Here is a 26,253-nt window from a genome sequence, read left to right on the forward strand (position 1 = left end):
TAAATAACACCGAAATAAAAGGAGTTAAATAAAATGACAGACGAAATTTATGATATTACGATTATTGGAGGCGGCCCCGTGGGAATGTTTGCCGGTTTTTATGCTGGCATGCGGACCGCCAAGTTCCAAATAATCGAAAGTCTATCTGAATTAGGTGGTCAGGTAAATGCATTATATCCAGAAAAGACATTGCTAGATATTCCAGCATACCCGGCCATTAAAGGGCGTGAACTAGTTGCTAACTTAAAAGCACAACTAGCTTCTATGGACGGCGATATTAAGTTAAACCAAACCGTCATCAATGTCGAAAAAGACGACAACGCCTTTAAGATTACCACAAATCAGGAAATAACTAAAACAAAATCCATCATTATCGCAGTCGGCAATGGGGCGTTTAATCCCCGTCAATTAAGCGCTGATGGTGTTGAAACTATTTCTGATGACCAACTGGTTTATACTGCTAACGACATCGAAAGCTTTCGTGACAAAGTCGTATTAGTTGCCGGTGGTGGGGATTCAGCAATTGATCAAGCGTTAATGCTAAATGACATCGCTAAAAAAGTGTACTTATTACACCGTCGCAATGAATTCCGTGGTCTTGAACACATGGTAGAAGTCCTAAAACAATCCAGCGTTGAATTAGTGACCCCATACTTGATTAAATCACTGGTCAATACCGATGACGGTCAAGTTCGTGTTCATGCTAAAAAAATGAAAACTGATGACGAATTCATCGATTTAGATGTTGATAAAATTTTGGTAAACTACGGTTTCATCTCCAATAATAAGGATATGCAAGGATGGGCGGTTGAGATTGAAGAAGAAAAGCATGCCACAAAGGTTAATAATACTTTAGAAACTAACATTCATAACATTTATGCAGTTGGTGACCAAGCCAAATATGATGGTAAACAAACCATCATCGCAACAGGTTTTGGCGAAGTTCCCATCACCGTCAATGCGATTATGAATGATTTATATCCAGGTAACCATGCACCGGTGCATAGTACTCAATTATCTGACTAAAAAATAATAACACCCTATTTAGGGGTGTTATTTTTTTTAACAGATTTTTGTAATGAGTGGACCTCAGCGGTTAAAGCTTCAATTTGTTTGCTTAATTGATCAATCTTATCATCGGTTACATCCTTGTCACCATGAGTGAAAAAGTCAGTAATCGTTGAGGTCAACAAACCAATAAAACCAATTCCACCAAACATTAGAAAGGCGGCAATTAGTTTTCCACCAGCGGTTTGTGGTGAAATATCACCGTATCCGACGGTCGTCGCAGTGGTGATGGCCCACCAAAGCGAAGTTGATAGATTATGTTGTTCAAAGTGCGAGTAAATTAAAGCACTAAAGATTAAGATAACGATACTGATGGAAAATAAGTAAATGAATCCAGTATCATAAATGAAACGGTGAATCCCACCGGTAACTTTACCGTCCCAACCAAACTTCCAAAATAAGTTATAGTGACGGACAATCCGAATTACGCGGTATAAACGGAAAATCACGAAGATGGGGTGGGCTGGAATTAAAGAGATTAAGTCCAGCGATGTTTCTAATAGAAATTGTTTATGATTTTTAGCTAAACAAAATCCAGTTATGTAATCTAGAATGTAGAAAATCCAAATTGCATAGTACACAGTTCCGATGAAACCGTGGTAAATATTGATCACGCCTAAGTAATCTAAGCCGACTAGAGCGACTGAGAAGACGGCGATGAAGATAATAAATATGCTGTAAATTAATTCAATTGTTTTATTTTTAAATTGTTTCATGCTTTCAACTCACTTTATCTCATTATCCAATTATGATTATTTTACCTTTAAAAAACCTTAAAGCAAATAAAAAAACGGACAAAAATTTGTCCGTTTTGAATTTTAATCGTCAGAATTTTTATTACTAATACGTGATGAGCCACCCGTATGGTTGACTTCAGGGGCATCAGTTTTGTATAGGTTTTCCGTTGATTTTTTCTTTAATTTATCATACAAACTAGTTGATTTCTTGCCTAATTCGGTTTCGGCTCCCAGTTCTTTTTGGAACCCATTTTGATAGTTGTAATCTTTGGGATTAACCGGGTTGAACCCTTTGGGAGTGTAGAAACGAAGTAAGTTTTGTTCATTTAGTTCGTCAGAATAAGATAGTTCAGTATTGACGCGTGCTTGCATCTTGTTAAATATTTTTCTTTGATGTGGGGTTGCGTTAATTACTTTACCAGTCTTATTACTGTAGATGGTGCCAGAAATTGAAGTGTATTTGGTGCTGACCCAATCACGATTTCTAAATGCAACGACCGTGTCATGCTTTTTAGAGAATAGATCGGTTCCAAATTGAATGTATTTTTTGGTGTTAACCCCTAGTAAATGAAGAAGAGTAGGTAAAACATCAATTTCACCACCATAGGTGTTATCGATGTAACCAGACTTCATGCCTGGAATATTAAACATTAACGGCACTCTTTGTAACTGGGCGTTATCAAAGTTATTCCAATCATTTGGATTCTTGTCCAATGCCTTGGCTAAGTTGACGTTTTCAGAATTAGAAATTCCGTAGTGATCACCATACAACATGATAATTGAATTCTTCAATAGGCCGGCCTTTTGAAGGTAAGCATAGAATTCTTTGACCGCTTCGTCTAGATAATGCGCAGTCTTGAAGTAGTTATCAACATTGCTATCACCGGTGTTAGTAGTCTTGAAGCTTGAATCTTCGCTATCAATTGTGTATGGGAAGTGGTTAGTCACTGTGATGTATTTAACATAGAAAGGTTGTTGTAACCTTTGTAAGTATTTCACAGAATCTTTAAATAGTAATTTATCTTTTAGACCATAACCACTGGCTCTATCACCAGAAGTATCATAGTAACTAGCGTCAAAGAAGTATTGGTAACCCATGTTCTTATAAACATTATTACGGTTCCAAAAACTTGCAACATTACCATGAAAGACTGCAGAAGTGTACCCTTTTTCTTGTTTTAAGATTGAAGGAGCAGCTTGGAAGACATTATCACTACCAAATTGAGTGAACAGTGATCCCTGTGGCAAACCATAAGTACTAGTTTCTAACATGTTTTCAGCATCGGAAGTCTTTCCTTGTCCGACTTCATGGAAGAAGTTGCTAAATGCATAGGTTGACTTACTGTGGTAGAGACTGTTTAGAAACGGTGTGACTTCTTGACCATTAACTTTCTTATCAATCAAGAATTGTTGGAAACTTTCCAAGTGAATCACAATCACGTTTTTGCCTTTTTGCGATCCAAACAATTTGGCGTTTGGTGCCGCATAATGTTTATTAATAAATTTATGGACGTCATTCATTTCGGACTTAGTAGCCATCGCTCTTAAGTCGTTATTGTGTTGTTGTTTAATCCCATCATAAACAGTGAATGAATCTAGGCCTAAATATTTAACAATGTAGGTACGGTCAAAGGTTCTAGTTAGTAGTTGCGGACGTGCCATTTCGCCAAATGATAAATTGGCTGTAAATATTAAGATGGCGGTTGAAGTAATCGCAAAGGCACCTTTAAAACCCATTTTGTCTTTATCAATTCGAATCACGCGGAATAATAGTAGGACTAAGATTAAAACGATATCTAACCAATAGAAGACATCGTGGGGCATGGTTAACGCCAATGATGAACCACTTAATCCTTGGTTCACTTTGGAATAACCGGTCATGGTACTTACGGTCATGAAATCGGTAAATTCGCGGTAATAAATAACGTTTAAATATAGTAGTAAAGTGTTTAATCCATCAATTAATAAAATTATTGGATAGAATAACCGGCTTGATTTAATATACATTGCTAGTCCCAATAGGAATAAGGTGGTCGCAATCGGATTGAAGAAGGCGACGAAGTATTCGAATGGATTAGCTAATCCTAACTGAAAGTCAGTGAAATATGCATAGATTGTTTTAGCCCAAAATAGTCCCGCTAGTAAGCAGAAGAAGCCAAATCTAGTGGACAATTTGGTGCGGATATAGTTGATCGCTTTCAAAATGAAGAGCTCCTTTGATGTAATTCATATCTAATATTACCAGACAGTGAACAAAAAGGCATGTTTTTTATTAGAGTCAAAAAGAAAAAACACAATATATGCTTAACAAAAACTAACCCTTCACTATATATTGTTGCAAAAAATACAAAAAGTTGTAAAATAATATTAAATGGTAGGAGGTTGATGGCATTAATGGAAAATAAAGCTTATAAATTAAATATTCAATTAAGCGATGGTAAAATAATTGAATTTATGCCTGAAATGGTTCACAGTGATTTATCTGCGTTAACCAACAATCAAGAGATTATTCAACGTACAGAACGATTGATTCTTGTGCAATTGAGCTCATACACTATCATTAAGTTACGTGAACTTCAAATGATTATTTACAAAACATTAAATCAACTACGATATCATCAAATCGCATCCAAATATTATGATACAGAATTAAGTTAGGCAGATGACTGTCTAACTTTTTTTATTAGTGCTATGCTAAGTATACTTGTTTTAAAAGGGGATGAAGATTATTAAATTTAATCTATATGTAGTTAGACATGGACAAACCTACTTTAATATTTATAATCGTTTACAGGGATGGAGTAACTCACCTTTAACAGATAAAGGAATTGCAGGAGCAAAAGATACTGGAAAACGTTTATCAGATATTCATTTTGATGCTGCGTTTTGTAGTAACACCACACGTGCTATGGACACGGCTGCAATTGTATTAGGTGCTAACCAAGCTGATTCAGTTAAAGAACCAGTGGTTTCACCTAACTTGCGTGAAGAGTTTTACGGTTATTATGAAGGAAATGACATGGATCAAACTTGGTACGTGGCAGGAGCCCCTCATGGACTACCTACATTTAAAGATATCGTTAGTAAGTATTCTATTAATCAAGCTAAGGACTTTTTAAAAGAAGCCGATCCGTTTCATCAAGCAGAAAGTGGTGAAGAATATTGGAAACGTTGGGATAAGGGATTAGCTGAAATTAAATCATCACCTTTAATTAAAGATGGTTCCAATGTATTATTAATTAGCCATGGTAATGCGGTCTTAAGTTTAGTTGAACGTTTCGGTGAAGGAAAGTATGATATTACAGAACGTCCAGCTAATGGAAGTGTGACTCAATTAACCGTTTCAGATGAGAACATTCAGGTTACAAGTTATAATCAATAATATAATAGTAGATATAAAAAAGACGATTACATTTTGTAATCGTCTTTTTGGTTTTTAGAGAAATTATTAAGCGACGCGACCGTAACCTACGACGTGCCACCATGGTGTATGAATTTTTTCGCGAATAACTCCACGATTTTGAGCGTCAATCATCTTGCCGCCACCTATGTACATACCAACGTGGAAGATAGAACTCTTAGTAGCACCGAAGAATACTAGGTCACCTTTTTGTAAGTTAGAACGACTAACTTTAGTTGATGCATTGTATTGTTCTTGTGCAGTTCTAGGTAAAGTAATACCTAATGAGTTTTTGTATATGTAACTTGTAAAACCAGAACAATCGAAACCACCATTACCAGTAGCACCATATACATACGGAGTACCTAATTGAGCTTTCGCCACACTGTAAACAGTATCGAATTGTTGGATAGTATCAGCGTGCGCTGAGTTATTGTTACTACTTACTGCTGCCCCAGCAAAAAGTAGTGATGTAAAAGCCATAAAAGTTACGGCTGTTTTTGTGATAAACTTTTTCATTCTCTAAAAACCTCTCTTATATCTCTCTTTTTATCTCTATCTCAATTTATATTACTTATAATAAAGGACAAATGTTTCAAGAATGTAACAAAGCAATTTCAATCTAGTTAAAAAGGTGAAATCTTAATGTAATTTTCGCTATTTTGTTGTTTAATATTAATTTGTGATAATCAAAGTGATGAAAGGCACTGTAATTTATGGTAAATTTAAATTATCAAGATTACGGTGAAAGGAATCATATCATGGCTGCATATAAAAAATTTTTTCCGCAAAAAGTCGACTTAAATTTACTGATCTTCAAGATTGGTGAGGTAAGTAAAATGGTTAATGTTTCAACTAGACAACTGCGCTATTGGGAACAAAAGGGTTATATTGAATCCATTCGTGATGACAACTCAAGCTCACGAGTTTTTAATATGGAAAATTTGAATCGCGTTAGTTTAATGAAATATTACTTAGACGAAGGCTTCACGCTTAATGGAGCTTATAAAGCTGCGAACGAAAATATTAAAAAAGTGCGTAAAATCCGTGATTTTATGATGATTGCATTTCAAGACGTTGAAACAATTGATGGGAAACCGGCCATTAACTTGGGTTACTTTGATAAGGAAAAAGAGTCAATTTTATATGGGATTTTAAATACAGATGAAGATATCGAATATCGAGTGATTGAAAAGAAAGAAGAAAAGTAAATTATGAAAACACCAAAAGGAAATATCGTTAAACGCGTGATTATGGGACTATTTGTCTTTGTTATTTTAGCAGGTGGTTATAGCGTCGCTAAACAAGTGAGAAATAACATGCGTGAAAATGCGATTGAAAAAGCCGATAAGCAACGCATCATCAATGCACAAAAAGCTGATGCTAAACGTCGTCACGAATTTGCTGAAACTATTGCGAAACCAGCAATGCAGGTTTGGAAAAAAGAACACGTTGTGTTGCCAAGTATTGTGATTGCTCAAGCTATTCAAGAATCCAATTGGGGTCAATCTAAGTTGTATCAAAAAGCTTATAACATTTTTGGAGTTAAAGGAACTTATAAAGGACAATCAATTAGTTATTACACTGACGAATATGTCAGCAAGGATACTAAGGTGGCCAAAGGTGTCAAAGTGGTCATGGAAGGCGACAAGAAAAAGATCTCCATTCCTGCCACATTTAGAAAATACCCAAGTGTCTATGCTGCCGTGGAAAATCACAGTACAGTCGTAGCGCTTAACTTCATTAAAAAGAAGAACGTAACCAGTTACGAAGAACAAGCAGCAATGCTTCAAAAGAATGGTTACGCTACTGATCCGAATTACGCTAAATCGCTAATTGCATTGATTAAACAATATGATTTATCTAAGTACGATAAATAATTTTAAATAAATATTAAAATAGATAATAATGCTACATTTTTGAAAAACATTCAGCTATAATATGGATAAAAATAGTAGAGGAGACTTTAGGTGATACCATTATTAAGCAAGTTATATGGTCCGTTTTTTGATTTAAATAACTGGCATAACGTAATATTTTCAGAGGATGCATGGATAATTATTTTATCTTTAGTATTAATTGAATGTATCTTGTCAGTCGATAATGCAGTCGTGCTTGCAACTCAAGCCCAAGCATTGCCAACAAAAAAAGAACAAGAAGAATCATTATTTTATGGTTTATGGGGTTCTTACCTTTTCCGATTTTTAATTATTGGATTAGGAGTATTTCTAATTCATATTTGGGAAATTAAAGTAATTGGTGGATTATATTTATTCTACTTAGTTTTTGATCACTTCGCCCACTCGAATAAACCTAAGAAATCAATGTTTAAGCAAAGTAGTCAACAGTCCAATCGTAAACGCTTTTGGATGACAGTGGCTCAAATCGAATTTATGGACATTGTTTTCTCAGTTGATTCAGTCTTAGCTGCCTTAGCGATTTCTGAAAATCCAGTTATTGTTTTAATTGGTGGTTTAATCGGAATTCTATGTATGAGAGGAATTGCCGAAGTAATCATGCTTGTCATGAAGAAGATTCCAGAATTAAAGACGATGGCGTACGTTTTAATTGGTATAATTGCCTTAAAATTAATTCTATCAATTCCAATGATTGACATTGAAATCGAACCACTACATTTTGGTTTGATTGTTTTAATGGCATTCATCATTACATTTATCATCCATTTTATTCGTAAAGCAAAGAGGTAATTCAAATGGCTGTAACAATCACCAGAGAAAATCTGGCAGAACAAACAGATAACAAAATCACAGTGATTGATTTCTGGGCTCCTTGGTGTGGTCCATGTAAGATTATGGATCCTGTCTTAGAAGAAATGGAAAATCAATTTGGTGATCAAATTCACTTTGGTAAATTAAATGTTGATAACAACGAAGACATTGCCAAACAGTATAAGGTGATGGGACTACCTAGTATCGTCTTGTTTAAGAATGGTAAGGCGGTTGAAAAAGTCACTGGTATTTATCCCAAAGATAAAATGGCACATTACTTAAATAGAAAGCTAGCTGAAATGTAAATTTTAGTTGACGAAATTTTAAGGTAGTGCTAATCTTAGTTTAATCAAATAAAAGAAAACAATTATTCCAAATCAAGTAACGAGTTAACTGGGTGTCAGGAAGTCGGTGGTTGCTGCGAACCGATCAGGTTAATTTTGCTGAAATACATTGGATAGTGTCTACCCAAGAACGGTTTCTAGAGTCGTTATTTCTAGCAGAGTGAGTGACCACTACGTGTGGTTACTAATTTGGGTGGTACCACGGTCAAAAAATACAAATAATCGTCCCTGTTGTTTTTACAACAGGGACTTTTTTTATGGAAAGAAGTCGATAATATGCAACTAGCGAACTGCGGAGGTTTAATCCGATATTAAAATTTAACAACCAACTACATATTAAAAATTAGCGTATTAAAACTCAGGGGGAAATATTATGCAAGAAGAACAAAAAAGACCGTCTGTTTCACTTACAGAAGGAATCATGGTTTTAGTTATTATGATGGCAATTATGTCATTTGGCGTGATTGGATTAGGCATTTCACCAGAAGTACCAATTTTAGTGGGGATTATGTTATTGGTGTTTTGGGGTCGTTTTAAAGGATTTACTTGGGATGATATCGATGATGGGTTCGTTTCAGGGGTAAAAAATGGAATTGTGCCATTATTTATCTTCTTATTAATTGGTTCATTAATAGGTGTCTGGATTGCTTCTGGAGTTATTCCTACATTGATGGTGTTTGGTTTTCATTTGATTAACATTAACTGGTTTTTGCCATCAATTTTCTTGGTTTGTGCTTTAGTGGGTACATTTATTGGTAGTGCATTTACTGTTATTTCTACTTTAGGGATTGCCTTTATGGGAATTGGTATCACTATGGGAATGAACCCAGCCATGATTGCCGGGGCTGTTATCTCTGGTGCCGTTTTCGGAGACAAGTCATCACCACTATCAGCAACTGTTAACTTAGCTTCAGCTGTTTCTGGTGCCGAATTAATTGCCCATATTAAAAACTTGATGTGGTCAACCATTCCCGCTATGATTACTTCGTTTATTTTATTTGTCTTTTTAAACCACAGTGATGGTCGCGCTAGTTTAGCTAATGTTAATAATACTTTACATGCTTTGAATGATCATTTCCATATTTCATTCTTAGCGGTTATCCCAATTGTATTATTACTAGTTTGTGCATGGAGCCACATTCCAACGATTCCAACGTTATTCATTAACATCGTTGTTTCAATTGGTTTATTATTCATTCAAGATCGTCACATCGCTCTGATTAAGATTAATGATTTAATTACTAACGGTTTCGTATCACGCTCTGGGAATCGTTCAGTTGACATGTTATTATCTCGTGGTGGAATTAGTTCTATGATGGGAACAATTGCTTTAATTATGATTGCTTTAGCATTTGGTGGATTATTAATGCACTTAGGTATTATCGATGCAGTGATTCAACCACTTACTAAGCACTTAAACACTGATGCAAAATTGATTATCGCTGTTATTTGCACTGCAATAGGTGTTAACATCTTTGTTGGTGAACAATTCTTATCAGAGATTCTACCAGCCAACGCCTTTAAGAAAGTCTTTCATGAAGCTGGCTTAGCACCAGTTGCCTTGAGTAGAGCAATCGAAGATGGAGGAACTGTAATTAACTACTTGGTTCCATGGGGGGTTGCCGGAGCATTTATTTCAGCAACATTAGGAGTACCAGCTGCTCACTTTGCACCATTCCTATTCCTAAGTATCTTCTCACCAATCTTCTCAATCATCAGTGCGGTGACTGGAATTGCAATTAAGCACACTAATGATTAGCTAATAATTAACATAATTTAATTTTATTAATAAAACGTTAAAAAGCCTATCATAATAGCATTTATGATAGGCTTTTTTACATCATTTTTTATGTTACACAAGGGTCCAAATGAAACATGAAATCAGTTCACTTACTAAAAAAAGCAAAAAAATTTCACTTTTCTGATCAAAAACTACCTAGATATTGTACGCGATTATTAAATTTGGAATGCTGAGTTAATAGTCATTGTGTTCAATTGTATTGCAGAAGATTACTAAAACATTACATTATTACGTACAGGCAACTATTTGTTACTTCTGTGTAATATCTATGTAATATAAAGTCTATAGAATGACTCTTCGTTGTTAAAGTACAACATATCGCATTAATCATTTTTTTAATTTTTATGGGAGTGTTTAAGTATTAGATATAAATTTAATGTTTTATTTCTCGTAGCCGTAATCTCCTTTGTGGGATTAATTTCTATTTTCCGAGACGCTACTGTTCCTACAACTGCTAGTACAGTAGTGACCGTGAAGTCTGGCGATACATTTGCTAATTTGTCAGATAGATATAATGTTTTTATTTCTGTGTTAGAACGTGCCAACAACAAGTATAGTGATGACGATTTATTAGTTGGGGATCATTTAATTATTCCTGACAATAATAATGATGCAAAAGATGATAAATCATCTAAGCAACATTCATCCTCTAAGAAACAAAGTCAATCACTATTAGATTCACAAGAAGCTTGGAACGAAGCAAACGCAGAAGCTAAAGCTTGGATTTCATTCCATGAATCTACCGATTCATACACCGCGCAAAACGGTCGTTACTATGGTAGATATCAATTGGATACAGCATATTTAAATGGTGATTACTCACCAGCCAATCAAGAACGTGTAGCTGAACAATACGTTGCCGACCGTTATGGTTCATGGGTTAACGCTAAAGCGCACTGGGAAATTTTTAATTGGTATTAAGCAAAAAGACGTTGAAAGAATTCTCTTTCAACGTTTTTTTATTGTCTAAAACAGCATTTTAAAGTTATTTTAAGTCCCACGTAACGTAAGAAATCCTTTATTATCAACACTTTGAGTGGTTTTGATTGCAATTGATTACACCAAGACGACATTGTTACGAATCAAGCGAAACTTTTAACGTGGGTGAGAAGTCGGTGTAATGATACCCATGTAGTATAGATGACAGTTAATCAATTGGATTAACCCATTCGAGTTATAGATTTATATATAGGAGTGAAGATTTATCGTTACATTTAATTTGAAATCAATGTTATTCGCTACTGCTGCAGTAGCTGGTTTATTTATCGCAAGTGGTGCGACTGCCAACGCGGATCAAACTGCTAACAGTCAAACAAGTACTAACAATACTACTAACACAGCGGTACAAAAGGTGACCGTCCAAAGTGGTGACACCCTATGGGGATTATCACAAAAATACAACGTGTCTCTAGACTCATTAAGAAAGGCCAACGAACGTGTTGATACCGACTTAATTTATGTTGGTGAAAAACTATCATTGCCTAGTGATGCAAACGTGGCTTCACAAACGGAAGTTCAAAGTAGTACTGCTAGTGTTGCTAGCCAACCAGCAGCTCAAACTACTAACACAACCACTACTTACACTGGTAGCAATAGTGATGCTAAAGCTTGGATTGCCAACCGTGAATCAAGTGGTTCATACACTGCGCAAAATGGTCAATACTATGGTAAATACCAACTCAGTTCTTCAATGCTAAATGGTGATTATTCTGCTGCTAACCAGGAAAGAGTTGCTGATCAATACGTGGCATCTCGTTACGGTTCATGGGATAACGCCAAAGCATTCTGGCTACAACACGGTTGGTACTAAGAAGCAGCTCGCTTCATCCAATCAATATTTATATCTACCAAAAGACGCCTCTCATGGCGTCTTTTTTGCATCTTTGAAATTTCATCCTTGTATAATATTTTCAGTATGATATATTATAAACAACATAAAAAGAGATTCGCCTTTAAGAGTTGACCAGAGAGTCAGTCAAGGCCTTGCGTAGATTCCATACGCCATCAGTGTAATTATCAGACATTGAAGGACTTTTCTGACACGGTCAGGGAAGTCCTTTTTTATATCTAGATTCAATTAAGCAACTCCAGAGAGGGTGCATTGAAGAACGACGCAATCGGTCCATTTTCGAGCACCCACTTCATCGAGTTGGGTGCTTTTTTAGGAGGATGGATACATGCAAACACATTTTTTAGATTTAAATCATCAAAGTGATGAATCGATTATGGATTTAATCTATAACGCTATGCAATTTCGTAATGGTAAACAAGTTAGGTTGAAACGATCAGTCTACTTCGCCAATATGTTTTTTGAAAATAGTACTAGAACGCATACTTCCTTTGAGATGGCAGAACGCAAAATGGGGATTAAGCCATTCAACATCGACCCTAATAATAGTTCAACTAAAAAAGGGGAATCACTAGCGGATACGGTTAAAACACTTCAAGCTATCGGTATCGATGGCGTGGTGATTAGACATAAGACAACTGGATGGTATGAACCACTAATCGATGATGACAATATCAGCGCGGCATTGATTAACGCTGGAGACGGCAGTGGCCAACATCCATCACAAAGTCTTTTGGACTTATTAACCATCTACGATGAATTTAAAACTTTTAAGGGCATTAAGGTCGCCATCATCGGTGATTTACTCCACTCCAGAGTGGCACGATCCAATGCTGAAATTCTACACCGTTTAGGCGCAACCTTATACTTCGCGGGACCTGATGAATGGTACCCACAAGACTTCGAAGCTTTCGGAACATTTACCACCATTGACAACATGATTGAAGATGTCGACGTTGTAATGATGTTACGTGTCCAACTAGAACGTCTAAACGACGACGCGCGTGAAAACTTCACTGCGATTGATTATGCCAATGTGTATGGATTAACCACACAGCGTGCGCAAAAAATGAAACCAACGGCAATCATCATGCACCCAGCACCGGTTAATCGCAACATTGAAATTGCTGACGAATTGGTGGAAGCACCACAATCCAGAATTTTCCGTCAAATGCAAAATGGGGTCTACGCCCGCATGGCAATTTTGGAATCCATCTTGAAGCAACGAAACCTAATAGCGGAGGATAACTATGAAGACCTTAATTAAAAATGTGTATGTAAATCAAGAACTTGTCAACATCCTAATAGAAGATGGCAAAATTGCTGCCATTAATAATGAAGTAAACGAATCAGTAGATCAAGTAATCAACGGTCAAAAGGCCACTGCACTACCCGGTTTAGTCGATGTTCACGTCCACTTCAGAGACCCAGGATTAACTTATAAAGAAGATACCGAATCAGGTAGTAAAGCATCAGCGCACGGTGGGTTCACCAGTGTTTGTGTGATGCCAAACGTTAAACCAGTTGTCGACACACCACATGCATTATCTGAACAATTAGCGTTAAACCAAGATAAAAGCGTTGTTCATGCGTATCAATATGCTGCGATCAGTAAGCAATTGATTGCCTATAAACCTACTGACTTTGCGGAAATGAATCGTTTGGGGGCGATTGCATTTACTAACGACGGTCATGGGGTCCAAAACGCTGAAACAATGTATTTAGCGATGCAAGCAGCTAAAGAAGCTAACAAACCATTAGTTGCCCATGTTGAAGATGACTCTCTAATCAATGGGGGTGTGATGAACGAAAGTGACGCCGCCAAAAGATTAGGTTTACCAGAAATGTCACCACTATCAGAATCATCACAGCTAGCTCGTGACTTAGTTCTAGCGAAAGCAACGGGTGTCCATTACCATGTCGCTCACATCTCAACTGCAGAATCAGTCGAATTAGTCCGCATCGCCAAAGCCCGCGGAATTAACGTCACTGCCGAAGTATCACCACATCATTTACTGATAGATGATTCAATGATTACGACTGACGACCCAATGATGAAGATGAGCCCACCATTGCGTAGTCCGAAAGATCGCAAGGCGCTAATCGCTGCCTTACTAGACGGTACCATCGACATGGTCGCCACTGACCATGCTCCACACAGCGAACAGGAAAAGTCTGGTTCAATGCGTGACGCATCCTTTGGAATTGTCGGTAGCGAAACCGCATTTAGCTTGATGTACACCCACTTTGTGAAGAACGGCATCGTTGATTTAAACCAACTAATCAAGTGGATGAGCAGCAACCCGGCAAACTTGTTCCACCTACCAGCGGGGCAACTACAAGTTGGTCAACCAGCGGATATCACATTGATGGAACTAGACCAACCATATCAAATAGATGCTAACGATTTCCTATCCAAAGGAAAGAACTCACCATTCATCGGTGAACAAGTCTATGGCAAAACCAAACTAACACTAGTCGATGGAAACATCGCATATCAAGATGGGAGCGAGGAATAATGCAAGCAAGATACTTAGTACTAAAGAATGGATCAACATATGAAGGTGTCGGCTTTGGTTCTAAAAAAGTCGTTCACGGGGAATTGGTTTTCTCAACAGGGATGACCGGTTACCAAGAAAGTATGACCGACGCAAGTTACGATGGCCAAATGTTGGTTTTTACTTATCCACTAATTGGAAACTACGGAGTGAATCGCGACGACATGGAAAGTTTACATCCATCCGTGACCGCAATTATTGTTAACGAAATTGCCCGCCTAGTTGGTAACTGGCGCAGTAACATGACACTAACTCAATACGCTGAGTTAGAAGACCTACCAGGGATTTCACAAGTCGATACGAGAGCATTAACCCAAGAATTACGTGATGAAGGTTCGATGGAAGCTGTGATTGTTGATGATTTAAAATCAGAAACCATTCAAGCTGCTTTCGACCAACCACTAGCTAGCACATCCGCACAAAGTGCATCCACTAATAGTGTGTATCAAGCACCTAACACTGGTCTAAGAGTCGCATTAATCGACTTTGGCTTAAAGGACTCCATCTTACGTTCACTAGCCCAACGTAATTTAAACGTAACTGTTTTCCCATCCACTGCCAGCGCAGAAGAAATTCTGGCTAGCCACCCAGATGGAATTCTATTATCCAATGGCCCCGGCGATCCAAAAGACTTAGACTACGTCCTACCAACCATTCGAATTCTAGAAGCACAACTTCCAATCTTAGGAATTTGTTTAGGCCATCAATTATTCGCCTTAGCTAACGGTGCGAATACCTACAAGATGAAGTTTGGTCACCGTGGCTTTAACCATGCAATTCAAGAAAATGGCAAACCAGCCACTTACTTCACTTCACAAAATCATGGATATGCGGTTGATGCCGATTCAATTGAAGCAACCGAATTAGAAATTACCCAAACCGAAATTAACGATGGAACAGTTGAAGGGGTTCGCTTAAAGAATCGTCCAGCCTTTTCAGTCCAATACCATCCAGATGCATCACCGGGTCCACACGATGCGGAATATGTATTTGATGATTTTGTAGCAGCAATGCAAGATAACCAGAAAGCGGGGATTTAAGATGGCAAAACGAACTGACATTCACAAGATTTTAGTAATTGGATCTGGTCCAATCATCATCGGACAAGCAGCGGAATTTGATTATTCTGGTTCACAAGCTTGTTTAGCTTTAAAAGAAGAAGACTACGAAGTAATTCTAATCAACTCCAATCCAGCGACTATCATGACTGATACCACGATTGCCGACAAGATTTTCGTCGAACCAATTACAATGGAATTCATCAGTAAGATTATTCGCCAAGAATTACCAGACGCCATCTTACCAACACTAGGTGGGCAAACTGGCTTGAACATGGCTAAAGAATTAGCTGATAGCCACATCCTAGAAGAATACAACGTCGAACTACTAGGCACCAAACTAGACGCGATTGAAGAAGCTGAAGACCGTTTACGTTTTAAAGAATTAATGCAAGCAATCGGTGAACCAGTCCCAGAATCTAAGACCGTTGAAAACATGGAAGACGCCGTCGCCTTCTCTGAAGAAATCGGTTTTCCACTAGCGATTAGACCAGCTTATACCTTAGGTGGAACCGGTGGGGGCTTCGCACATAATATGGCAGAATTCACCGAAATTATGGAAAACGGCCTCCGTTTATCACCCATCAGCCAAGTGCTAGTCGAACGTTCGATTGCCGGCTACAAGGAAATCGAAATGGAAGTGATGCGAGACCAAATCGATAACGCGATGATTGTCTGCTCAATGGAAAACGTCGACCCAGTTGGGATTCATACCGGGGACTCAATTGTGGCGGCACCAGTCCAAACCTTATCCGATCGTGAATACGAAATGCTTCGTGATGCGGCACTAAAAATCATTCGTGCCTTGCATATCGAAGGGGGCTGTAACGTCCAAATGGCACTAGATGCCAACAGCATGAAGTATTACATCATCGAAGTGAACCCACGTGTCTCACGTTCATCTGCGCTAGCTTCTAAGGCGACCGGTTATCCAATTGCTAAAATCGCTGCGAAAATTGCGGTCGGAATTAACCTCAACGAGATCCAAAACCCAGTTACCCACATCACATTAGCCCAATTTGAACCAGCATTAGACTATGTCGTTACCAAAATTCCGCGTTGGCCATTTGATAAGTTCCCGCAAGCTGATAATCACTTAGGAACCCAAATGAAGGCGACCGGAGAAGTCATGGCAATGGGTCGCACTTTCGAAGAATCTTTATTGAAGTCAGTTCGTTCTTTGGAAATCGATCAACGTTACTTCGACTCAGCAGTCTATGCCGACAGCAGAACTGAAGAAATGTTAGTAGCAATTAAAGACGCTACTGACGACCGCTTATTCATGATTGCCGAATTGATTAAACGGGGTGTCGCAATTGAACAAATCAATGCACAAACTCAAATCAACTTATTCTTCCTAGATAAGATTGCCCACATCGTCGAAATCGCCGAAGAATTAGAAACTGATCATTCATCACAAATGCTAAAGATGGCCAAAAGATATGGCTTTTCTGATGAATGGATTGCTGCCATCTGGGGCGTTCAAGAAGCAGAAGTGCGTGATTTAAGAAAACAAAACAAGATCACACCAGTCTACAAGATGGTTGATACCTCTGCCGGAGAAATCAAGGCAGCGACACCTTACTTCTACAGTACTTGGGGTCAACAAAACGAATCACAAGTATCTGATAAAAAATCAGTGCTAGTACTAGGGTCTGGCCCAATCAGAATCGGTCAAGGGGTCGAATTTGATTATGCGACCGTCCATGGGGTTCAAACGCTGCAACAATTAGGCTATGAAGCGATTATCATGAACTCCAATCCAGAAACCGTTTCAACCGATTTCTCAATGTCAGATAAGCTATACTTCGAACCATTAACGATTGAAGAGGTCTTAAACGTAATTGAACTGGAAAAACCAGTCGGTGTCGTTGTTCAATTCGGTGGGCAAACTGCGATTAACTTAGCAGAACCATTGCACCAAGCGGGGGTAAAAGTCTTAGGAACTAACGTTTCCGATATCAACCGTGCTGAAGACCGTCATGACTTCGACCAAGTGATTAAGCAATTGCAATTACCACAACCACAAGGGGACACCGCCACTAACATTGACGAAGCATTACAAATCGCCAACCAAATCGGCTACCCAGTCATGATTAGACCTTCATATGTTTTAGGTGGAAAGGCGATGGAAATCGTCCATGATGACGAAGAACTACACCGCTACATGACTAAAGCGGTGCACGCATCTAACGACCACCCCGTCCTAATTGACCAATACCTATTAGGTTCTGAAGCAGAGGTAGACGTCGTATCAGATGGGGAAACCGTCGTCATTCCAGGAATTCTAGAACACATCGAAAGAGCCGGAATTCACTCCGGAGACTCCATGGGCGTGTACCCACCACAAATTATGTCGGATAAGGTCCAAAAACAAATTGAAACTGCCGCAATCGAACTAGCGAAAGCACTTAACACCAAAGGGCTAATGAACGTGCAATTTGTGATTCAAAACGAAACCGCCTACGTCATCGAAGTGAACCCAAGAGCTTCTAGAACCGTGCCATTCATGTCGAAGGTGGCTCACGTTCCAATGGCTGACTTAGCGACCCGCATTATGGTCGGCGAAAAACTAGCCGACTTAGGCTACACATCAGGAGTGGTATACCCAGCCAGTCGGATTAGCGTTAAATCACCAGTCTTTAGTTTCTCAAAACTACCACATGTCGATAACACATTAGGACCTGAAATGAAGTCGACCGGAGAAGCAATGGGATCAGATACCAGCTACGCCAAAGCACTTTACAAGTCATTTATCGCATCTGGCATCAGCATTCCAACTTCCGGTAACGTCTTATTCACCGTTTGTGATGAAGACAAACAAGAATCACTCGCTTTAGCCAAACGTTTTAGAAGACTAGGTTTCCAAATCAAGGCTACCCAAAAGACCCATCAATTCTTCAATGATAATGGGCTTGCGAACACCTTAATTAACAAGTTCTCAGATAACCAAGACGACAATCCGGTTTCAGAACTATACAAACAACACTTGAAACTAGTCGTGAACACGATTGACTCGACCGAAACTACATTCGATGATGAAGCCAAGATTCGTGCCGCTGCGATTGAAAACGCGGTGCCATTATTCACCGCCTTAGATACGGTCGCTTCACTATTAACCGTACTAGAAGACCAAACACTAACTGTAAACCCACTTTAGGAGGACTCCATGTCAGTAGACTTATCAGCACAAATCGCCAATATGAAAGTGAACAACCTATTTTTAAACGCTTCTGGAATCCATTGCCAAACCGAAGCAGAATTAGATGACTTAATGCAGGAACCAGTTTCCGGTGCGATGGTCACTAAGAGTATGACGCCACAAAGTCGCTTCGGCAATCCATTGCCTCGTTACTATCGTTTAGCGAACGGATCAATTAATTCAATGGGATTACCGAACGAAGGTTTTGATTACTACATGGATTATCTAAAGACGCATGACCAAATCAAACCGGTGATTGTCTCAGTTGCCGGACGCTCGAAAGAAGAAGATTTGGCAATGTTACACACTTTACAAGACGACGATAGTTACCAAGGTTTGACCGAATTAAACCTATCTTGTCCGAACGTGATTGGTGAACCACAAATGGCCTATGATTTCCCAGCTGCGAATGACTTATTAAAGGAAGTTTTCAGTTTTTACAAGAAACCATTAGGGATTAAATTGCCACCATATTTTGATTTAGTCCACTTTGACCAAATTGCTGAATTGTTAAACCAATATCCATTGAGCCATGTGAATACCATCAATTCGATTGGAAATGGGTTATGGATTGACGTCAACTCGGAAACAGTTGTTTTAAAACCAAAAGGTGGTTTTGGTGGCGTTGGGGGATCGATGGTCCTACCAACCGCATTGGCGAACGTCCGCGGGTTACGTCAACGTTTGAACCCATCAATTAAGATTATCGGAACTGGTGGGGTCACTAACGGAAGGGATGCATTCGCGCACATCTTGTGTGGTGCTGAAATGGTCTCCATCGGAACGCAGTTATACGAAGAAGGTTTGGGGGCTTTCGAACGAGTAACGCGTGAATTAACTGATATTATGGAAGCAAAAGGCTACGAATTATTAGCGGACTTCCGTGGGAAGTTAAAAGTAATTGAAGATTAAACTAAAAAAACGTGTTGTGAACACGTTTTTTGATTGTTTAAGATTTAGTAAGGATTAGGGTTGCCACCGTGCAGAATCGCTGTTTTGTGATAGGATAAAAAGAAAAAAGACAAGCGGGGCAATCACAATGAAGAAAAAATTGTATACAGCGACTTGGGTGACCTTGCTGGTGGTCGGGGTCTTTCTAATCTCGCTACCATGGTTAGAAAATAGCGCGATTAAATATTTAACTAATAGTGAAATGAACGGCCGAATTGCGGCGACCGCCAAGGATAAGAATGCTAACTTTGATTTTCGAAAAATCGAAAGTGTGTCGGCTTCATCGATCTCCAAGGCAATCTTAAATGGTAAGAAGCAACAAATGATTGGTAAAATCGCGATTCCATCGGTCAAGATTAGCTTACCTTTGTATTATGGTTTGAATAATCAAGAACTCCTCTCTGGTGCCGGAACGATGAAGGCAGATCAAAAGCTGGGCGAAGGGAACTTCGCGGTGGCCGGACACCATATGAGTAATGGCAAAATCTTGTTTGGCCCATTGCACAAGGTTAAAAAGAATACCGAAGTTTACTTTACAGATGGCAAGAAACGCTATACTTACCGTGTTTCATTCATTAAAACCATCAGTCAATATGAAGTCCACTATGTCACCGATACTTATAAGACACCGGTGGTTACTTTGATCACTTGTTCGAGTGGTACGATTAATGAACCTAATCGAACACTGGTAGTCGCTAAGTTAGCGAAAGTTGAAAAGTTGAATAACCAAAATGCGAAGGTGTTTCAATAGTTAAAAACGGTTTAAACCGTGAAAAGACGAGGTAACCAAATCACTAATCGTTGATAAATAATGCCAAAGGACAGTTATGAACTGTCCTTTTTATATAGCAATAAACAAATGATAATGCTATTATAATGATATACATAGAGATTTAGTCACATCATGATGAACGTTAATTCTAAGAGGATTATTATAAAAACTAATTATGTTATTATCGCTATGTTGTTAAGACTGTCAAAGTCGGCAACAAGAAAATGTATGAAATCAAAGGCAACTTCTACATTACCGCCAGCGCTAAATACGTTAGTGTAGTTGGATAAAAAACATTTTATATTTGGTGATCGATGAGTTTTCTTAAGTTTTTTTGGAAGTGATTTTATACCGAGAATCATTTCTAGAAGAAGGAAAAATATTTTTAAATACCTCGAGGGACACTTGTACGAATAAATAGTGAAAACGATGTTTCACTATGACGATGGTACAAAGACCGCTCGATTTAGACTGCTTAGAATACGTTCATGTTTTTTATGTAAAACTAAACATATCACTTTGATCAGAAGTTTTGTAATGAGTTTAAGGAGAAATTATTATGAAAAAACTAAACCACAAACTAATTATGTTACTAGCACCATTTGCCATCATGGCAGGAATCTCAACCACCACGATTGCCCACGCCGACTCAGGCTGGGACTCAGGTTGGATGACAAGTACACCTAATCAAACAGCTGCGCAAAAAGCTCAAGCTGATGCTGATGGAGAAGCTGCTGATAAAGCTGGAGACGCCGCCGCAAAAGCTAGTGCTGATAATGATAAGCGTGATGTTGCTAACATTATCGCTGAAGATAAAGCTAAGGGTATTGACCCAAACACCGATGATAGATTGGCGCAAAATATCGGGATTGATTACAATAACTACAATCCTTGGACTGATGATGGCTCAGACCATTCACCAAAGCCAGTTTACGTTCCAGCTAAGACAACTACTAAGAAGACAGCCAAAAAGACTGTAAAGAAAGTAGTTATTAAGAAGAAAGTTGTAGCGAAAAAGACAGTTAAGAAAGTCCACACAATTAAGACTGTTAAAAAGATTTATGCATACAAGTCAACCAACACTAAGTACCATGTTGGTCGTAAAGCAATCAAGAAAGGTACTAAGTACCATGTTGTTAAGACTGTAAAAGTTGGCAAGAAGACTATGTATGAAATCAAAGGTCACAGATTTGTTACCGCTAATGCAAAATATGTATTAATTGTTAGATAATAAGACCTTACTAGAGCTTACTCAATTCGAGTAAGCTCTTTTTTTACCAAAAATTAAACAGTTACATCTATATTAAGTCGAACTGATTGTGCTAAACTGACGCTTATTATAATCATGAGAGGAGTAAAAAGATATATGATAAATTGGCAAAAATCATTAAAACGATTCGTTGGAGTTTTTGCTGTTGCGACATCAATCGGTGTCTTAAATAGCCATCCGATTAACACTCACGCAGCAACTGTCAATAAGCTCCAAACAATGAACCCGAAAGAAATGAAGAAAAATCAGTTAAAAGTATTAAATACTGGTGATGATGACACCACAGTAAACGCATATGGTGGTGCTAAGTTCAAAAAGAAAACCATCACTGAAAATAGTGAAATCACCGGATGGCCTTATAATCAAACAACTGGTATTTACACTAAAACTTACGAAGCAAATAAAAACTTGCATAGTAAAAATGTTGCTCAACATATGGGAAACGGTGGTCGCGTTTATAAGGTAACGCTACCAAAGTACAATCCGGGAAATTCAAAAATAGTAATTACTTATGCAAACGCTGTTAAATATAATGGTGAAACCTATGATGTTAGTTTAACGATAAGAAACTTCTCCTATTATCCACCTAATTTATGGAGTACTTCTTCTGTTAAACCAGATGTATATGTTAGCCCAAACTTTAAAAATGGAATTTGGTACGACGGTATTTTATCAGCTCAAGCTGTTTGGGAAATTAAAGGTATTAATTGGGATAAAGACAAAAAAGCATATATCTCGTTTAACTCACTAAACGGGGTTAGTTATGATTCCAATCAAGCTGATAGTGATGATGTTGATGGCAAAGGGATTAACTCCTTTAGAAATAATGCTTTCTTCTTCCGCTACTCATCCATGAGTATGAACAACTATTTAAAAGCGACTCAACCAAATGGTATCAAGCATTCTGACAAATGGTATGACCAAACTGGTAAATTTGTTAATTGGGATAATGGTGACATCGCTTATACCTACTCTCGAGGTAAAGAAAAATCCGCCATCATCAAATACCGTTCTAAGATTAATAATCTAATCAAAGGTGCTGGAAACAACTCAACCGTCATCGGTGGTAAACCCGGTTCCATCTACACGAATAATAAGTCTTCCGAAGACTTCGACACCCACTCCGTTCTCTACGATATCACTGGTAAAGGTGCTACCCAGACGTTCACGTTTGGTTCCGGAGAAGGTTATGGGAACTTCACCATTACATCACGCACCTATAAATACCGTAAATTACCCCCAAAACCTAATCCTACAGGTACACCCACTTTAAATAAAACATCTAGTAAGGCTAGAATTCATAAATCTGGTGAAGGATACACTTATACCATTAAGGGTCAATACCCCGAACGACACTACACATCAGAACGATATATCAAATATTGGCATAATTACACCGTAAACGTTGGTACGAATAAAAAGCCGGTATATCAAGATAGAAGTGAACCTATTTATGACACCCGCGAGACTAATAAAGATGATTATTGGACGTTCACGGATAAAGTACCTGATAGTTTAACTATCGAAAGTGTTTCTACTGATAATATCAGTATTTCTCAAAATGGAAATACACTCTCAGATTCATATAATTACCAAGGTATGAAGAACAAAAATAGCCAAACATTTACCATCAAAATTAAAGTCAAAGCTAATAACTTACCGCAACCCAGTTCCGACGGTTGGCACGACGATGGACCTTCACAATACGGAATGTACTATATTAAAAACCAAGCTTAAACCAACTATCAAGTTTATAGCCAACCGGGTTCTTATAAATCAAATCCAGTCAAAGTTGGGATTGAACGTTGGCGAGCAACACTTCACCATTATGATTTTGACTTTAATAATTCCGGGGACTTCTCCGGTTTCAATATTGATTGGCAAGGTGACAACTTCCAAAACTCCGCTGGTTACACCGATGATTTAAAGACACAATATGTCTACGGTTATGAAAATGAAACTAAACCAATTAATGCAATCAATAGTCTAACCGATGGTCAAGGTCACACCTACACGCCATTTGTTCAATCCAGAACCATGAAATTCCCGACGTTAGAAACTAGATTCTAGAACAGCCCAAACCCAATCCGTACATATTTGATCTGATTGACTTAAAAAATACATATTGCCTTTTTCAGATAAAAGGAATAAATTATAGGTTAATAAAGTAACCATGAAGGAGGGCGTGTCAATGACCAACAAAAAGATTATCACAGCGATTGCAGCAGTTAGTTTGATTTCCGTGACCGGAATTGGGGTGGTTAGCAAGATGGCCACCAATGTCTCCGCTAATCGTCACGCCAAAATTGCCCGTCGTCGTCCTAATAAAAAGGACAACCGCGTCTACATTATCCAAGTCGCCAAGAACAACACATTCGCTTACTTCACGCCTAGCACCAAACATAAGCGTGGCAGCATCTACTTGCCTAAGCGCACCCGTTTACACGTTTATAATACGGTCAAAACGCATAACCAAACCTTCTATGAAATTAAAAGTCATCGTTACGTTCCAGCAAGCGACATTAAAATAATTGAATAGATTAAAAAGACGGCTCAAGAAGTCGTCTTTTTTCGTTTTGATGTCAAAAATTAAGAATTCTTTACTTTTTGTAAATTTTGATTAAAACCCTATTATAGTGGGCTAAAAAGGAATATGCTTACTTTGATTCAAGATATAAGGGGTGAATGAACATGAACCAAGATTTAAAAAGGACAAATGAAAAAAAGACATTAAGAAAAGTAAAGAAAAACTGGGTTGTAATGGCGGTAGCGACCTTTGCGCTAACCGGAGGTCTATCATTAATTGGCACTCAATCTGTTACAGCTGCAGCTAGTGATACTACACAAACGACCAAAACAAATTCTTCAGATGATTCAGAAGTGCAAGCTACTGGCCAATGGGGAACTGTTAACTTCACTTTCACTAAAGATGGCACTCTAACTTTGAATGGGAATGGAATATTATCCATGGATTTCCCAGCCAATGTGAACAAAGACGCAGTTACTAAAATTGTGTTTAATGACTCCGTTAAATTACCTTCTAGATCCACTAGATTGTTAGGGGACTTTCATAATTTAAAGGAATTTGTTGGCTTAGATAAGGTGGATGCATCTGATATGGAATACTCTGATGGTCTATTTGCGGAAGACCAAAGTATTGAATCAATCGATATCAGTTCATGGAAGACCCCTAAGCTAAACTATTCTCTGGAAATGTTTGCCGGAGATCACAATGTTAAAACGATTAACGTAACTGGACTAGACACCAGTAATGTTACTAACATGCAAGAAATGTTTGCCCACAGTTACAACTTAACTAATATTATTGGTTTAAATGGTTTGAATGTTTCAAATGTGACAAATTTTGATTACTTTGTCGCATGGGATGTTTCACTATCAAGCTTAGATATTTCTAACTTTAAAACCGTTAATAATCCCAGCTTACTAAACATGTTCTTTGCTACTCCAAGCTTAAAAAACATTAATATCGCTGGATTTTCTAACTCGGAATCTGATAGCACTAGAAGTTTTGATTTACAACCTAATGGCAAAGATGATGGATACCCAACCGATATTGATGATGGAAAGCGTCAATTATCTAGCATCGTTACTGGACCTAATATGGACTTGTCCAAGATGGCATTCCAAAGTTCAGTGAGTGATATGAATTACTACAAATTGGTTGATGGTCAAGCCGTACTAAACGACCCAACTCAATCAGCGTCATCCAATTGGGTAGCGGCGGTGATTAAAATTGTCGACCGTGATCATCCAGACCAAGTGCTTTCAACATTGTTATTACAGGGGGTTCCTGGTAGCAGTGTGAATGTTAATATTCCTGATGGATACGGATTGGATAAAAACAGTACCCAAACTATTACTTTAGGCAACCAAACTGATCAAGATGCAGATGTTAAGGTCTACAAACCTGGAACAGAACCAGATTCTAACAGTTCATCCAGCAGTTCAGATGCATCTAGCAGTGCTAGTTCATCAGAAAGCAGCGCTGCATCCAGTGCAACAAGTAGTAGTGCAGAATCATCAGGTCAAAGCAGTCCAGCAGAATCAAGTGCTAGTTCATCAGAAAACAGCGCAGCATCTATTGCAACAAGTAGTAGTTCGGAATCATCAAGTCAAAGTAGTGCGCAAAGTAGTTCTGCGGAATCAAGTGCTAGCTCATCTCAAAGCAGCTCTTCATCAACCGCTGCATCTAGTGCTTCAAGTTCCGCTGATAGCTCCGCAGCATCTAATGGCGTAATTGATGACCACGACAATAACACTGGAAAGCCAACTACAAATACTAACAAGCACCACCAAACAGGTCATACGACTAAACCAACCACTAACCCATCCGCTAATGTGAATGCCAACCACCAAAGTGAATTACCACAAACAGGTCAACGTTCCACTAAAGCAGCCGAAATCTTCGGTTTAATTTTAATCGTTTTATCATTAGGTTTAGTGGCATTTCATCGCCATGATCACCACAAGAGATAAACAAAAAAGCCTAACTC

General features: G+C 38.3%; 23 protein-coding genes. 20 read left to right on the plus strand and 3 right to left on the minus strand.

Annotated elements, in window-relative coordinates; translation table 11 throughout:
* The first annotated feature begins 33 nt into the window (after positions 1–33).
* Positions 34–1,026 (plus strand): NAD(P)/FAD-dependent oxidoreductase, encoded by a 993-nt coding sequence (locus ABWU86_RS05685; protein WP_293793966.1) that lies wholly within the window; start codon positions 34–36, stop codon positions 1,024–1,026.
* Positions 1,027–1,040: 14 nt separating this feature from the next.
* On the opposite strand, the gene ABWU86_RS05690 is transcribed toward ABWU86_RS05685, so the two are convergent.
* A complete protein-coding gene (locus tag ABWU86_RS05690; protein ID WP_293793963.1) occupies positions 1,041–1,784 on the minus strand; it encodes a potassium channel family protein in 744 nt (247 codons plus the stop codon).
* A gap of 102 nt (positions 1,785–1,886) precedes the next feature.
* Positions 1,887–4,007 carry an LTA synthase family protein gene (locus ABWU86_RS05695; RefSeq protein ID WP_293793960.1) on the minus strand — a complete coding sequence of 707 codons (2,121 nt, stop codon included), beginning with the start codon at positions 4,005–4,007 and terminating at the stop codon, positions 1,887–1,889.
* A gap of 192 nt (positions 4,008–4,199) precedes the next feature.
* Between ABWU86_RS05695 and ABWU86_RS05700 the strand changes: the two genes are divergently transcribed.
* Both ABWU86_RS05700 and ABWU86_RS05705 read left to right on the plus strand, forming a co-directional pair.
* The gene (locus ABWU86_RS05700) at positions 4,200–4,463 is read left to right on the plus strand and encodes a hypothetical protein (RefSeq protein WP_293793957.1); all 264 of its coding nucleotides are present in this window, start codon (positions 4,200–4,202) and stop codon (positions 4,461–4,463) included.
* Positions 4,464–4,530: 67 nt separating this feature from the next.
* The gene (locus ABWU86_RS05705; RefSeq protein WP_353321983.1) at positions 4,531–5,187 is read left to right on the plus strand and encodes a histidine phosphatase family protein; all 657 of its coding nucleotides are present in this window, start codon (positions 4,531–4,533) and stop codon (positions 5,185–5,187) included.
* A 66-nt stretch (positions 5,188–5,253) separates the two neighbouring features.
* On the opposite strand, the gene ABWU86_RS05710 is transcribed toward ABWU86_RS05705, so the two are convergent.
* The gene (locus tag ABWU86_RS05710) at positions 5,254–5,724 is read right to left on the minus strand and encodes a C40 family peptidase (RefSeq protein ID WP_353321923.1); all 471 of its coding nucleotides are present in this window, start codon (positions 5,722–5,724) and stop codon (positions 5,254–5,256) included.
* 197 nt (positions 5,725–5,921) lie between these two features.
* Between ABWU86_RS05710 and ABWU86_RS05715 the strand changes: the two genes are divergently transcribed.
* From ABWU86_RS05715 to ABWU86_RS05795, 17 genes are all read left to right on the plus strand, one after another.
* Positions 5,922–6,416: a MerR family transcriptional regulator gene (locus tag ABWU86_RS05715; protein WP_353321925.1), complete on the plus strand. Its 495-nt coding sequence runs from the start codon at positions 5,922–5,924 to the stop codon at positions 6,414–6,416.
* Between the two features lie 3 nt (positions 6,417–6,419).
* Positions 6,420–7,085, plus strand: a complete 666-nt coding sequence (locus ABWU86_RS05720; protein WP_293793949.1) for a glycoside hydrolase family 73 protein — start codon at positions 6,420–6,422, stop codon at positions 7,083–7,085.
* 93 nt (positions 7,086–7,178) lie between these two features.
* A complete protein-coding gene (locus tag ABWU86_RS05725) occupies positions 7,179–7,913 on the plus strand; it encodes a DUF475 domain-containing protein (RefSeq protein WP_353321985.1) in 735 nt (244 codons plus the stop codon).
* Positions 7,914–7,918: 5 nt separating this feature from the next.
* A complete protein-coding gene (gene trxA / locus ABWU86_RS05730; RefSeq protein WP_293793946.1) occupies positions 7,919–8,239 on the plus strand; it encodes a thioredoxin in 321 nt (106 codons plus the stop codon).
* A gap of 412 nt (positions 8,240–8,651) precedes the next feature.
* Positions 8,652–10,037, plus strand: a complete 1,386-nt coding sequence (gene nhaC, locus ABWU86_RS05735; RefSeq protein ID WP_293793944.1) for a Na+/H+ antiporter NhaC — start codon at positions 8,652–8,654, stop codon at positions 10,035–10,037.
* Positions 10,038–10,487: 450 nt separating this feature from the next.
* Complete coding sequence (locus ABWU86_RS05740; protein ID WP_293793943.1) at positions 10,488–11,000, plus strand: LysM peptidoglycan-binding domain-containing protein; 513 nt, start codon at positions 10,488–10,490, stop codon at positions 10,998–11,000.
* 307 nt (positions 11,001–11,307) lie between these two features.
* Positions 11,308–11,889 carry an aggregation-promoting factor gene (gene apf, locus ABWU86_RS05745; RefSeq protein WP_293793998.1) on the plus strand — a complete coding sequence of 194 codons (582 nt, stop codon included), beginning with the start codon at positions 11,308–11,310 and terminating at the stop codon, positions 11,887–11,889.
* 367 nt (positions 11,890–12,256) lie between these two features.
* Positions 12,257–13,195, plus strand: coding sequence for an aspartate carbamoyltransferase catalytic subunit (locus ABWU86_RS05750; RefSeq protein ID WP_353321929.1), 939 nt, complete (start codon positions 12,257–12,259; stop codon positions 13,193–13,195).
* Positions 13,179–14,447 (plus strand): dihydroorotase, encoded by a 1,269-nt coding sequence (locus tag ABWU86_RS05755; RefSeq protein WP_353321931.1) that lies wholly within the window; start codon positions 13,179–13,181, stop codon positions 14,445–14,447. Before ABWU86_RS05750 ends, ABWU86_RS05755 begins: the two co-directional genes overlap by 17 nt.
* Positions 14,447–15,526 carry a carbamoyl phosphate synthase small subunit gene (locus tag ABWU86_RS05760; RefSeq protein WP_353321933.1) on the plus strand — a complete coding sequence of 360 codons (1,080 nt, stop codon included), beginning with the start codon at positions 14,447–14,449 and terminating at the stop codon, positions 15,524–15,526. The genes ABWU86_RS05755 and ABWU86_RS05760 overlap by 1 nt, the downstream gene beginning before the upstream one ends.
* A gap of 1 nt (position 15,527) precedes the next feature.
* Positions 15,528–18,704 (plus strand): carbamoyl-phosphate synthase large subunit, encoded by a 3,177-nt coding sequence (carB, locus tag ABWU86_RS05765; protein WP_353321935.1) that lies wholly within the window; start codon positions 15,528–15,530, stop codon positions 18,702–18,704.
* A gap of 9 nt (positions 18,705–18,713) precedes the next feature.
* Positions 18,714–19,658 (plus strand): dihydroorotate oxidase, encoded by a 945-nt coding sequence (locus ABWU86_RS05770; protein ID WP_353321937.1) that lies wholly within the window; start codon positions 18,714–18,716, stop codon positions 19,656–19,658.
* A 241-nt stretch (positions 19,659–19,899) separates the two neighbouring features.
* Positions 19,900–20,448, plus strand: a complete 549-nt coding sequence (locus ABWU86_RS05775; protein WP_353321939.1) for a class A sortase — start codon at positions 19,900–19,902, stop codon at positions 20,446–20,448.
* A 580-nt stretch (positions 20,449–21,028) separates the two neighbouring features.
* Positions 21,029–21,700 (plus strand): hypothetical protein, encoded by a 672-nt coding sequence (locus ABWU86_RS05780; RefSeq protein ID WP_353321941.1) that lies wholly within the window; start codon positions 21,029–21,031, stop codon positions 21,698–21,700.
* A 135-nt stretch (positions 21,701–21,835) separates the two neighbouring features.
* On the plus strand, positions 21,836–23,476 hold the full coding sequence (locus ABWU86_RS05785; RefSeq protein WP_353321943.1) for a hypothetical protein: 1,641 nt from the start codon (positions 21,836–21,838) through the stop codon (positions 23,474–23,476).
* A 454-nt stretch (positions 23,477–23,930) separates the two neighbouring features.
* On the plus strand, positions 23,931–24,278 hold the full coding sequence (locus tag ABWU86_RS05790) for a hypothetical protein (RefSeq protein ID WP_353321945.1): 348 nt from the start codon (positions 23,931–23,933) through the stop codon (positions 24,276–24,278).
* A gap of 152 nt (positions 24,279–24,430) precedes the next feature.
* Positions 24,431–26,236: a BspA family leucine-rich repeat surface protein gene (locus ABWU86_RS05795; RefSeq protein WP_353321947.1), complete on the plus strand. Its 1,806-nt coding sequence runs from the start codon at positions 24,431–24,433 to the stop codon at positions 26,234–26,236.
* Positions 26,237–26,253 lie beyond the last annotated feature (17 nt).

It is taken from the genome of Apilactobacillus pseudapinorum (assembly GCF_040369555.1).
Lineage (GTDB): Bacteria > Bacillota > Bacilli > Lactobacillales > Lactobacillaceae > Apilactobacillus.